This window comes from Balneola vulgaris DSM 17893 (assembly GCF_000375465.1).
GTDB lineage: Bacteria > Bacteroidota > Rhodothermia > Balneolales > Balneolaceae > Balneola > Balneola vulgaris.
On sequence record NZ_AQXH01000001.1, the window covers coordinates 704,231 to 717,847 of the forward strand.

Consider the following 13,617-nt stretch of genomic DNA (forward strand, 5'->3'; position numbering starts at 1 on the left):
TATAAACCTTAACGTTTTCGAAGTTTGAAACGGGAAAAGAAGTTATTTAATTATCAATTTATTCCAAAGGCTCATAATATTATATGCGAATTATTCTGGCATCCCAAAGTCCACGTAGAAAAGTACTCCTTGAACAACTCGGCCTCCCCTTCGAAATACACCCTAGCGGGATAGAAGAACTTATAACAAGTGATGTTCCTGAAACGATTGTAGCCGATCTAGCATCTCAGAAAGCGCTCGATGTTGCAAAACATTTTACAAACGATTATCTCATACTTGGTGCTGATACCATTGTTGTGCAAGACAATAAAATACTTGGAAAGCCTTTAACCGCTCGTGATGCTAAAGAAACACTACTCCGACTAAGTGGCGAAACTCATTCCGTTTTTACTGGCGTAGCTTTAGTTCATTGGGATCAAACTTTAAATCAAACTACCTGCTATACCTTTGTTGAAGAAACTAAAGTGACGTTTAGTTCATTATTAGAGGAAGAGATTGATGCATATATACAAACTGGTAGCCCAATGGATAAAGCCGGAGCATATGGTATTCAAGACGATTGGGGCGCTGTGTTCGTTGAAAAAATTGACGGAGACTTCTACAATGTAGTTGGTTTACCGTTGAACCGATTGTATCATGAGTTAAAAGCACATTATCCTGAAGCATTATCTCTGCTTAATATTCATCTATAAATGAGACGAATTTACTCCATATCATTTTTTGTAGCTCTATTGCTACTTTCTGCCCCCAATGTATTTGGGCAATTTGGGAATGAATTCCAGTTGGCGAATAGGTTATTTCAACAACAAAATTATGAATCCGCTCTCCCTATTTTTAAGGAACTACATGAGGAGAATCCCAACGAGTACTTTTTCTTTGATCGTTATATAGCTTGTCAAATTCAGTTGAAAGAGTATGACTCTGCTCTTAAAACCATCGAAAACTTAAATAGTAACTCTCCTCTTATACCTCAAGCCAAAACTCTTGAAGGTAAACTATACTATTTACTGGGAGACACTAGTAAAGCTTTTAATGTGTGGGATGTAAACCTTGCTAACAATCCTAGGAACTTAAATGTGTATATGGCCACTGCTAGTGTAATGACAGAGTTGAGAGCTTTTGATAGAGCTGTAAGTATTTATAAAGAAGCCCGTCGCACCTTTAACAATGAGCAGTTATTTTTTAATGAAGTAGCTAATACACTACTACAAAGCGGTAAATATGAAGATGCCGTTGCTGAATGGATTTCTTGGCTAGTGGTTCAACCAGACCAAATGATAAACATTCAACGCACTTTATTACGATATAATGATCCCCTTTTAAATGATATCACTATTCTTGAGTTGGATGATCAGCTTAGTAAGCTATCCGTTACCAATCCTGCCTATAATCCATTATTTAGATTTCAGCTTTGGTTGCTTCAAGAAAACAAACTGTATAGAAAAGCAGTTCAAACGGCCAAGAATTTCGAAGAATCTACTTCTTCCTTTAATTACAGTTTATTTCAATTAGGTAGAAATTTAAAACGTAGCAAAGAGTATGAACTCGCCGTTGACGCTTTCCAATACTATATCGACAATAGCACTGGTAACATAGAATGGCAAAGCCGTGAGGAACTTGCTCAGGTTTACACACATTGGGCTAAACAAATAGATGACTACAATTTAGATTTCTCTTCCGATCGAGACAGTTTGTTTACAAAAGCCTCAGAACAACTCGATTACATCCTTTCCGAAACAGCTAACTACCGACGTATTCAGAATGTATTGCTCATGAAGGCTGAAATTGTACTCGATTATCAATTCAATTTGAGACAAGCTGAAAATGTACTTCGAAGAATGGAGGAGTTAAATGAAGAATCTCCAACGCCAGAACAGTTTTATATAGAAGGCCGTATTCACTTGGCAAATAAAGAATTCCCTCAAGCGCGAATTGCACTCACTAAAAGTAATAAGCAGACTGAATTGGGTGAACTCGCTGAAAAAACACGCTATTTCCTCGCACTTACCGATTTTTATGCAAACGATTTTGAGTTTGCTAGTATTCAATTAAAAACCCTGGGGCGCCAAAGTGCTTCTTATTATGCTAATGATGCATTAGAACTCAGGTTATGGATTATGGAAGGAATGCAGGCCGACTCAACGGGCGGTTTGTTAGAGCCTTTTGCAGATGCTTTATATGCGAGTTCCATCAATCAAAGAGAAACCACCATTTCTACCTTAATGAGCATTATTGAGGATCAACAGAATCCTCTTATCGACGACGCTTTAATTTTGCTCTTAACATACAATGAAGTCGATCAAGCAGAATTAGTACATGCTATTAACAATTATCTACTAAGTACCACTTCAGCACCACTGCGAGAACGCCTCTATTGGGAACGAGCTAAAGCCATCGATAAATTGGTTTCAAGTAATACAAACTCAGAATTCAACCTTGATGATAGTATTAAGAACTATGAGGATCTCATCCTAACCTATCCTCAAGGGTTTTATGCTCCCTATGCCCGAAAGCGGCTTCAAGAACTCTCAAACAGATCGATATAATGATACAAAGAGTACTCACAGCCATTGTATTTGTGATTCTATTTAACTGCACTGTTTTTGCTCAACAGCAGATTTTAATCCCTATGGATGCCTCACAGAGCAATCACCTTAAGGCATATGGTGTCGTTTTCAATCAAATTACAGATGGATACCCTGTTAAATGGCTCCTCAATTACAGAGGGGGTAGTTTTATGGCTACGGTAGACAATGACATCATCCGCAAAAGCAGACTTAGAAATGTCACCTTTGAAACTTTAAGCACGGCATCAGCCACATCAATTATTCGAGAGGTTGAGCGAACCGGCAGCAACACTTCACTTGTAAATCTGGAAAAAGCCCCTAAAATTGCAGTTTACACTCCTGACCAAGCCCTACCCTGGGACGACGCCGTTACCCTTGCTTTAACCTACGCTGAAGTTGAATACGATAAGATTTGGGATATAGAAGTTCTTGAAGGCAAACTAGATGAATATGACTGGCTACATATGCACCATGAAGACTTTACAGGCCAATTTGGCAAATTCTGGGCCAGTTATCGAAACATGCCTTGGTATATTGCTCAAGTCCGCCAAATGGAAGCAATGGCCAATACACTGGGCTACAACAAAGTTAGCGACCAAAAGAAAGCCGTAGCTCGCACTATTAAAGAATATGTAGGCCGAGGTGGATTCCTATTTGCAATGTGCTCTGGCACCGATACTTTTGATATCGCTTTAGCCTCTGAAGGCCTAGATATAGCTCCCTCTCAGTTCGATGGTGATGCTGTAGATCCAAATGCTCAAGATGATTTAGACTATTCCAAAACATTAGCATTCGAAGATTTCAATATCATCATCGATCCCTATGAGTATGAACATGCAGACATTGATGTACCTGTACAAATTCAACAAGTTGATGAAACGCTCGATTACTTTACCCTTTTTGAATTTTCTGCTAAATGGGATCCCGTTCCAACCATGCTCACTCAAAATCATGTGAGTTCGATTAAAGGTTTTTATGGGCAAACAACGGCGTTTAGGTCAAACAAAGTGAAGTCATCTGTTGTTGTGCTTGCAGAGGCGCCAGGACGCGAACAAGTAAAGTATATTCATGGCAATTATGGACTAGGAACTTGGACTTTCTATGCGGGCCATGATCCTGAGGATTATACCCACCGTGTAAACGACCCTCCTACCGATTTAGACCTTCATCCTAATAGTCCTGGGTATCGTTTAATCCTGAATAACATCTTATTCCCTGCGGCAAAAAAGAAAAAGAGAAAAACCTAGATTAAGCCTTTTCTATTGTGTTACCTTTAGGCTCTAATTTTTGAGCCTAAATGTTTCAGATATGCAACCATCTCGCAACTTTGATGACCTTATTGAACTAGTAGCTATTCTAAGAAAAGAATGTCCGTGGGATAGGAAACAAACACATTATACGATCAAAGATAATCTTATTGAAGAAGCTTATGAGGCACTCGATGCCCTAGATAGTGGAGACTTCAACGAGTTCAAAAAAGAATTGGGAGACCTACTCCTACATGTACTATTCCATAGTAAAATAGCTAGCGAAACGCAGACTTTTGATGTGGGAGATGTGATATACACGCTGATGGATAAACTAATCACACGCCACCCACATGTATTTGGTGATACATCGGTTGATAACGAAGGCGAAGTAGCTGAAAATTGGGAAAATATTAAGCTCAAAGAGGGTAAAAAGTCGACGCTTGATGGATTGCCTAATCATTTACCAGCTCTCATCAAGGCACAGAGAATGCAAGAAAAGGCTGCTAATGTTGGCTTTGACTGGCCCGAGTGGAAAGAAGCTTGGGGAAAATTAGAAGAAGAAATTGACGAGTTTAAGACCACCCTCCAAGAACAAGATTTTGAATCTGCCGCTCAGGAATATGGAGACGTGCTCTTCTCGATGGTTAACGTAGCGCGTTACTTTGATCTAAATGCCGAGGATAGTTTACGTCAAACAAATTCCAAATTTGAGCGTCGTTTCCGCTATATAGAATTACAGCTTAAGAAAGATAAAAAGGCTTTGAAAGACGCTTCGCTCGAAGAAATGGACCAATATTGGGAAGAAGCAAAATCTTTAGAATAGATCGATTTTTGCTTTCGCTCTTCACCCTGAAGTGCAAAAACTTAGTTCTCATTCCCCCCTTAAAATTAAAGGTGTAATATTTCGTTTCAGAATGAAATTTCACTTAACATTTTCAGCAGATAGTATTATTTTAATATCCTTCTCATGAAAGGAAAGATTGATGATCCGAAACAAACGCTGAGACAAGAATTTAGGTTTTCATTTCGGATCCCTGTTGAATTCAGGACGCAAGTAATTTATTAAACTTCTAAAATTTGGAGATCGAATGTCTTCTGGTTTACATACTGGCTTTGACGAGCAAGAATACCCACATATCAATAAGGGCTTAGATGGCATAGTTGCCTTTTCTACCACCAAAAGTTTCATCGACGGTAAAGTAGGTGATCTGATTTATTCAGGATACCACATCGACACTCTCGCTGAAAATGCTACTTTTGAAGAAGTATGCTTTTTACTTTGGAACGATCGTCTACCGAACAGCCAAGAACTTGAAGATCTAAAAGCTAAGCTAATCGACAAGCGTGAGCTGCCAGAATCTGTTTTAAATTACATTAAAACAACGAGCACTGATGCAGAACCAATGAGTGTTCTTCGTTCGGCAGTTTCTATGTTAGCTGATAGTGATCCTACTTTCGGTAAATTCGACGAAGCACTATTCATGGAACAAGCGATTTCTATTACCGCTCGTATCCCTTCTATTATTGCTGCATTCGACAGAGTTCGCAAAGGCAAAGAAATTGTAGCTCCTCTTAAAGAAGGAAGCACTGCCTTTAACTTCTTGTACATGCTTAATGGCGAAAAACCAGGTGAACAAGCTGAAAAGACTATGGACCTTTGCTTGATCTTACACGCAGAGCATGGTATGAACGCTTCTACCTTCACTTGCCGCACCATTTGTGCAACCATGAGTGACATGTACTCTGCTGTTACTGGTGCTATTGGCGCGCTTAAAGGGCCATTACACGGTGGTGCAAACACAGCCGTAATGAACACTCTTTTAGAGCTTGCTGAGCAAGGCGACGATGCTGATGCTGTAGCATTCACTAAAAAGAAGTTAGAGAACAAAGAAAAAATGATGGGCTTTGGCCACCGTGTTTACAAAGTATTTGATCCACGTGGTTACCACCTTCAAAAAATGGCGAAGGCATTATCAGAAGAAACAGGCCACGAGAATTTATACCGTTGGTCGATGGATATGCTAAACACCATGAAAGAAGAAAAGAACATCGACCCTAACGTTGATTTCTTCTCTGCTACAGTATATTACTCTATCGGTATTCAGCCAGACTTATACACGGCTATTTTTGCTATGAGTAGAGTTTCTGGATGGACAGGCCATTTTGTTGAACAAGCAGCGAATAACCGCCTAATCAGACCTCGTGCATTGTACGTAGGTGAGAAAAATCTTGACTGGGTTCCAGTTGAAGAAAGATAATTAAAGCTTTTAGCTCTTCGAGGCTCGAGATTGTTTAATTACAACTCGAGCCTTTTTTTATGCCTTGAATTGAATTTAATTCACCCAACTAGCCACTTCGGTAGGCTTAAATCGAATTCTAAATAGTGTGCCTAAATCCTCTTTCGAGTGCCATTCAAAGGTACCCTCAAGTTGATCGGTAAGTGTTTTAACTAAGGTCATACCTAATGAATTTAGCTGATCAATGTCGAAATCATCGGGCAATCCTTTACCATTATCACATACTTCGAACACAATGTTTCCATCTTGTTCTTTAGAAAGATGAAGACTAATTACACCTTCCCCAGATTCAGTAAAAGCATATTTGAAAGCATTTATGATCAATTCATTGGCTAGTATACCAAAGGGAACGGCATGGTTAACATTTAGAGTAATACGATCACCTATTACTTCCACTTTTATTTCTCTATCATCACGACGATAGGTATCATAAATGTCTGAAGAAAGTTTTTCCAGATACTCTTTAATCTCTATAGAACTAAACAAATCATTTTGATATAACCTTTCGTGGATAGTTGCAATCGATTTTATCCTCGATTGACTTTCCTTCAAAATGTCTAGCATTCTATCGTCGTTTGTATACATAGATTGAAGTACAAATAATCCTGAAATCACCGCTAGGTTATTTTTCACACGGTGATGGATTTCTTTTATAAGAATATCTTTCTCAGCAATTGACTCCTCTAATTGGCGTTGATAGTTCGTTAAATGAGTCACATCTGTAGCAGTACCGAGGCAGCCCACAACAATACCCTCATTGTCGTAAATAGGATGTGCTTTACCTGATAAATACCTTAAATCCCCATCTTTAGTTATCATCTGAAGTGGAAAGGTATCAAATGATTTTCCAGCCATTACATTTAGATGAACATCGATAGTTTCACTAGCTATGGATTCTGGGATTAAGGGTATAAACGACTTTCCAGTGAGCTCGCTAGGTGAATATCCTAAAATTTCATTACATGCATTATTTATAAATGTGAAATTTCCTAATCCATCAATACGCCAGATAAGATCATGGGAAGCCTCAACTAAAGAACGGTATTTCTGTTCACTATTAATGAGCTCTTGATCTATTTTCTTTTTCTCAGTGATATCCTCCGATAAGATCATTAATGAATGAATATTTCCATCTTCATCTTCAATTGGAGTTACAAATTCCTTGAGATGAATCGTTGATCCGTTTTTGCGAGCTCGAGCTATTTCTAATATTTGAGATTTATTTTCAGAGAATAGTTTTGCTAAATTGTTTTGAAACTCTTCTTTTTTATCCTCAGGTACATAGGGTAATACTTTCCCTATTACCTCGCTCTTAGACCATCCAAATATTTTTTCTGCGGTTTCGTTCCAAAAATTTATCACAACCCCTTTTCTATCAACCATCATAAGTCCAACCGGAGCGCTGTTAATAAGAGTATTTAAAATTTTATTGGTTTTCAGTAGTTCCTTTTCGTACTCATGCTTTTGAGTTACATTGGTAACTAGAACGATATTCGCCTTTTCATCTCCAATGGTGATATACCTAGCATGAATATCTACCGTGTATTTTCTACCGTTTTTAGCTAAATGAGTAATATTTTGATAGTATCGTGTACCATCAAATTCCACTACATAGCGTTTCATCTGCCTTTTGTATTCTTCAATATCTTTTTGTGGACGAAGATCATAAGAGTGCATATTCTTAAACTCTTCCTCGGTGTACCCATACATTTCTAGAGAAGCATTATTAACCCCGATAATTCTATCGGTATCAACGTTAAACATGATCATAGGAATGGGGCTATGATCGAAAAGGAACTTATACTTCTCTTCACTCTTTTGAAGCTCTAAGACTCGATTTTTTCGTTCTGTAATATCTTGAAATGAACCAATAATACTAACCACTTTGTCCCCTTCAAATACAGGTATACCGGTAGCTCTACACCATTTTTGGTTCCCTTTGTGTGTTATAATCTCAACTTCAATATCGAAAGGGATCCCTTCTTCAGCTTCACTTAAAGCCTTTTGGGCTACGGGCACTGAGTTTGGTGCCAGAAATACTTCGTCGCTATCTACAGCTGGGTCAAACTCATCTTTGGTGACCTCATAGATCGAATACATCTCATCAGTCCATACTTCCTTTTTCGTCACTACATCACGTTCCCAGCCAGCCATCTTTGCAATACGTCCACTTTCTTCAAAAAGAGTCTTATACTTAAAGATTTCACTTACATCTTCTAGGGTAGTGATAACGAACTTTTGAACCACACTGCCTAAACTTTTATAATGAATTATAGACTCAAAAAAGCTTCCATCCTTTCTTATAAACTTTCTTTGAGCATCCGTTTTAACCCATTCTTGTGATTCTGCTTGTAATACTTTTTTATACGATTCTTTTTCAACCTCAGCTAAATCATCGGGAAGTAATTCATAGATTGATGTATTTAAAAGCTCGTCGAATTTATAGCCTGTCATTTGGCAGTAAGCTTCATTCACTTTAAGAATTCGACCTTCTTCGTCTGTAATTCTGACGCCTAGTTGGCTCTCAAAAACCTCTTCTAATAACTGATAATTATGTGAGAACTCATGTTGTTTTGATAGAGCACTCAGCTCTCTTTTCAAAGCAAATAATAGTTTTAAGGTATTATTTACATCGATGTAATCTTTGGCACCAATAGATAGTGCGTTGAGCAGCTCACTTTCTTCTTCTTGATCGGTAATTAAAATGGTGGGGATATTCAGAGAATCTCTCGATTCATCTATTAGCCAATCTACAGTTGGGTATTCACAAATAACAATAGTGTAATTTGGCTTAAGTGCAGCCTTTACCTCTTTCTGAGCATGAATGAGCACAAATTCATGGCACAGGTCATGTTCCTCAAAAAAAGATGTTAAACTAATCGCTTTTTGAGGATCTTTAGTAACCAATAAAACCCTTATATCATTCATCCAATATAACTGTGTAATTCCCAATAATTGATATCTTATCGGTAAATCTACACATTGGCGAAGAAACACATTGGATTGTTAGAAAGAAATAATTTCTATGAAGGTTTTATCACAATATTTATAATTCTTTGCGGCACAAAGATTTCCTTAATGATAGTTGCCCCGTCTAAGTAATCTTTAACCTTTTCATCTTGCTTAGCTAAGCCCAATACAAAGTCCTTATCCATGGCTTTATCAGCAGGTACAGAAAGATTACTTCTAACCTTTCCATTAATTTGAACTGGATACGTTACCGAATCCTCTTTCAAATACTCTTCATTGAATGCTGGCCATTGCTGGTATGCTATGCCTTTTTCATTACCAAGTAGAACCCACAATTCTTCTGAAATATGTGGAGCAAATGGTGCGAGTAACTGAATAAAGGTCGAAGCCACTTCTTTCGATATTTCATCCCAAGAATACGCTTCGTTGGTAAATATCATAAGAGCTGAAATAGCGGTATTGAACCTCATTTCTTCGATATCTTCAGATACCTTTTTAATAGCTTCATGTAATGCTTTCAGCTGTTCTTTTGATGGTACTTTATCAACAACCTTAGCATTTAGTTCTCCAGTTTGATCGTTGATAAGTAATCGCCAAACTCTGTTTAGAAAGCGGTTTACCCCTTCAACACCTTTAGTACTCCAAGGCTTTACTTGTTCTAAAGGGCCCATAAACATTTCATAAAGGCGAAGCGAATCCGCACCATATTCATCTATGATATGATCAGGATTGATTACATTCCCTCTACTTTTCGACATTTTATGAGCACGGGCATCAATGCGAAGCTTTGTACCCTTAATTACAAAACCATCTCCTTTCTTCTCTACTTGATCATCTGATAATTTAATGGGTAGAGCTTCTTCATCGGCTTCATTTGCTGAAATCCACTGACCGTCTTTCTTATAGCCGGTGTATTCCATTTCACCAAGAATCATCCCTTGATTCACAAGCTTTTGAAATGGCTCTTTTGTTGAAAGGATACCACAATCGAATAATACCTTATGCCAAAAACGAGCATATAATAAATGAAGCACAGCATGCTCAGCTCCACCTACATACAAGTCAACCGGCATCCAATACTTTTCATAATCAGGATCTACAGGTCCGCCATCAAAATCTGGAGAGATATAACGTAAGTAGTACCAACATGAACCGGCCCATTGAGGCATGGTATTGGTTTCTCTAAGTGCAGGCTTCCCTGTATCAGGATCGGTTGTATTCACCCATTGTTTAGCGTTTGCTAATGGTGGTTCACCTGTACCTGTAGGCTCATATTTTTCAACTTCTGGTAATTCTAAAGGAAGGTGAGACTCAGGAATAGCTTTAGCTTCGCCATCAACATGAATAATTGGGAAAGGTTCGCCCCAATATCTCTGACGGGAGAATAACCAATCGCGAAGTTTATAGTTTACAGCTTTCTTCCCTGCACCTTGTTCTTCGAGCCAATCGATAATCTTCTCTTTGGCTTCGTCAATTTCCAAACCATTCAGGAATTCACTGTTAATGGCAGGCCCATTGCCCGTATAGGCCTTCCCTTCAAAGCCCTCTTCAGGTTGAACGGTTCGTACAATCGGTAGATCAAATTTTTCTGCAAACTCCCAATCACGCTCATCCTGTGCTGGTACGGCCATAATAGCACCCGTACCGTAACTGATTAGCACATAGTCCGCAATCCAAATAGGAATTTCCTTTCCATTCGCCGGATTAATCGCATATGCACCTGTAAATACACCAGTCTTCTCTTTCGATAATTCTTGGCGGTCTAAATCTGATTTTAATTCAGACTGAGCTTTATACTCGGCTACGGCATCTTTATGCTCTTCCGTTGTAATCTCTTCAACTAAATGATGTTCTGGAGCTATTACCATATAAGTAGCACCAAAAATGGTATCTGGGCGCGTTGTAAATACAGTCAGTTTGTCTTCAAAACCTTGAATCTGGAAATCAACTTCAGCACCAATAGATTTCCCAATCCAGTTGCGTTGCATTTCTTTCAGTGAATCTGGCCAGTCTAGATCTTCTAAATCTTCAAGAAGTCGCTCAGCGTATTCTGTGATTTTTAAAACCCACTGCCGCATCGGTTTTCTAACTACTGGATACCCACCAACTTCACTCTTACCATCAATTACTTCTTCATTGGCTAACACTGTTCCTAACTCAGGACACCAGTTTACAGCCACTTCATCTTCATAAGCTAAACCGCGTTCAAATAACTTTAAAAAGATCCATTGAGTCCATTTAAAGTAATTTGGGTCAGTGGTATTTACTTCACGATCCCAATCATAACTAAAACCAATCGCTTGAAGCTGCTCACGGAATTTGTTGATATTTCTTTCGGTCGTAATTCGAGGATGCGTCCCTGTTTTTACCGCATACTGCTCGGCTGGTAGTCCAAAAGCATCCCATCCGATTGGATGAAGAACGTTAAATCCTTTCATTCGCTTATAGCGCGCAATGATATCCGTAGCTGTATAACCTTCAGGATGCCCTACATGTAAGCCCGCACCACTTGGGTAAGGAAACATATCCAATACGTAATACTTGGGTTTCGACTTATCTGTTGGGGTCTTAAAAGTCTTATTTTCTAGCCAGTATTTTTGCCATTTGGTTTCTATGGCGGATGGATCGTAGGAATGCATTTAGATGATTTTATTTCAAAATTCGTATCTCCATAAGATAAAACAATCCTACTAAACCTTTGGAATAGTTTTGTGATAAAAATGGCACCAATCTATACTCTTTTACAATCTTAATAGGTAAGGCATCTTAGAATTTCTTTCTTTTAGGTGAGTTTTTAAATCAATTGAATTATGAAAAGAACGAATATTTTCCTCTCACTTATTTTAGCAGTTATAATGAGTCTACCATCGGCTCAAGCTACGAGCTTCAATTCGTCTATTGAAGACCTTATAACCGTATATAGGGCAGACTATGGGGCCTTATCTCGTAAGTACGCAGTTCAACCTTCTACAGAATATTTTGAGCGCTTTGATACCTTTTATGATACATGGCTCAACAAGCTTGATGACATCAACTTCAATAGCCTCTCTCAAGCTCAAAAAGTAGATTATCTCCTTTTTAAAAATGAACTCTCTAAAGAGCAATACTTTCTCCAAGCTGAAGAGAAAAGATATGCCGCTATTCTAAATTATTTACCAAACACTGCCCCCATCCTTGAGTTCATAAATAAACGACGAGTAGGAACTTCTATGGATGGCAAAGAGGTAGCTACCCTTTTTAACACTTGGACTCAATCAGTTACTGCTAAACATGAAGCACTTAAAAACTCAGAGTTATTGGCTAAACGAGAAGCTCAGTATCTCTCTAGAACCATAAATGCATTGCAAAAAGGTATTGAAGAAGCCTACGGCTTTTACTTCGGCTATGATCCTGATTTCACCTGGTGGGTGGAAGGCCCACATGCCACATTGAAATCTACGTTTGATAAATACGCTGAAAGTGCCGCCAAGCACTTCGATGGAAAGGCTGAAGCTGTAGATAAAAGTGGAATTGTAGGAAGTCCAATTGGGCGAGAAGAAATCATCAAACGTCTTCAATTTGAAATGATTTCCTATACTCCTGAAGAATTGATTGCCATTGCAGAAAAACAGTATGAATGGACCTACAGTGAAATGATAAAAGCTTCTAAGGAACTGGGATTCGGAAATAATTGGAAAGAAGCCTTAGAGCATGTAAAAACAACCTATGTACCCGAAGGTGAGCAACCTGCCTTGGTAAAAGTTCTAGCTGAAGAAGCCGTAGATTTCCTAGAAAACAAAGATCTTGTAACGGTACCCGAATTAGCCAAAGAAACATGGCGAATGGTGATGCTAAGTCCTGAGTGGCAAAAAATAGCACCCTTCTTTTTAGGTGGAGAAACCGTGCGTATTGCATACCCCACCAATACCATGTCGCATGACGAAAAGATGATGAGCATGAGGGGTAATAACCCACACTTTTCTAAAGCGGTAGTACATCACGAATTAATTCCTGGGCATCATTTACAACAGTTTATGAACCAACGATATGAAACCCATCGCCGACTATTTGGCACTCCTTTTTGGACAGAAGGCTGGGCTTTGTATTGGGAGTTTGTACTTTGGAACAAAGGATTTCCTAATTCACCCGAGGATAAAATCGGTATGCTGTACTGGCGAATGCACCGTGCAGCTCGAATTGTATTCTCACTTAATTATCACTTAGGGAAATGGACCCCTCAGCAGTGCATCGATTACTTAGTTGAGAATGTTGGCCATGAATATGCGAATGCCGAAGCCGAAGTTCGCCGTTCTTTTGAAGGAAACTATGGTCCATTATATCAAATTGCGTACATGGTAGGTGCTATGCAGTTTTACTCACTTCGCATGGAAGTAGTTGATAGCGGTAACATGCCTGAGAAAGCGTTTCATGATGCTATACTTCAACAAAACAGTATACCGGTGGCTATGGTGAAGGCATTATTAACCAACCAAAAGTTGTCGAAAGACTTTACATCAAACTGGGAGTTCGGTAACTATCTAGATGGGATCTAAC

8 protein-coding genes are annotated in these 13,617 nt (G+C 38.7%); 6 read left to right on the forward strand and 2 right to left on the reverse strand.

Annotated elements, in window-relative coordinates:
- Positions 1-83: 83 nt before the first annotated feature.
- The 5 genes from B155_RS0103090 to B155_RS0103110 all read left to right on the forward strand — a co-directional run bounded on the left by B155_RS0103090 (position 84) and on the right by B155_RS0103110 (position 6,075).
- On the forward strand, positions 84-692 hold the full coding sequence (locus B155_RS0103090; protein ID WP_018126781.1) for a nucleoside triphosphate pyrophosphatase: 609 nt from the start codon (positions 84-86) through the stop codon (positions 690-692).
- Positions 693-2,546, forward strand: a complete 1,854-nt coding sequence (locus tag B155_RS0103095; RefSeq protein ID WP_018126782.1) for a tetratricopeptide repeat protein — start codon at positions 693-695, stop codon at positions 2,544-2,546.
- Positions 2,546-3,814 (forward strand): hypothetical protein, encoded by a 1,269-nt coding sequence (locus B155_RS0103100; RefSeq protein WP_018126783.1) that lies wholly within the window; start codon positions 2,546-2,548, stop codon positions 3,812-3,814. Before B155_RS0103095 ends, B155_RS0103100 begins: the two co-directional genes overlap by 1 nt.
- 61 nt (positions 3,815-3,875) lie before the next feature.
- Positions 3,876-4,640: a nucleoside triphosphate pyrophosphohydrolase gene (gene mazG / locus B155_RS0103105; RefSeq protein ID WP_018126784.1), complete on the forward strand. Its 765-nt coding sequence runs from the start codon at positions 3,876-3,878 to the stop codon at positions 4,638-4,640.
- Between the two features lie 265 nt (positions 4,641-4,905).
- Positions 4,906-6,075 (forward strand): citrate/2-methylcitrate synthase, encoded by a 1,170-nt coding sequence (locus B155_RS0103110; protein ID WP_018126785.1) that lies wholly within the window; start codon positions 4,906-4,908, stop codon positions 6,073-6,075.
- A 75-nt stretch (positions 6,076-6,150) separates the two neighbouring features.
- Here the strand turns inward: B155_RS0103110 and B155_RS0103115 are convergent, their stop codons facing one another.
- Positions 6,151-9,042 (reverse strand): PAS domain S-box protein, encoded by a 2,892-nt coding sequence (locus B155_RS0103115; protein ID WP_018126786.1) that lies wholly within the window; start codon positions 9,040-9,042, stop codon positions 6,151-6,153.
- 95 nt (positions 9,043-9,137) lie between these two features.
- A complete protein-coding gene (leuS, locus tag B155_RS0103120; protein WP_018126787.1) occupies positions 9,138-11,723 on the reverse strand; it encodes a leucine--tRNA ligase in 2,586 nt (861 codons plus the stop codon).
- Between the two features lie 171 nt (positions 11,724-11,894).
- Between leuS and B155_RS0103125 the strand changes: the two genes are divergently transcribed.
- Positions 11,895-13,616 (forward strand): DUF885 family protein, encoded by a 1,722-nt coding sequence (locus B155_RS0103125; RefSeq protein WP_018126788.1) that lies wholly within the window; start codon positions 11,895-11,897, stop codon positions 13,614-13,616.
- Position 13,617: the final 1 nt, after the last annotated feature.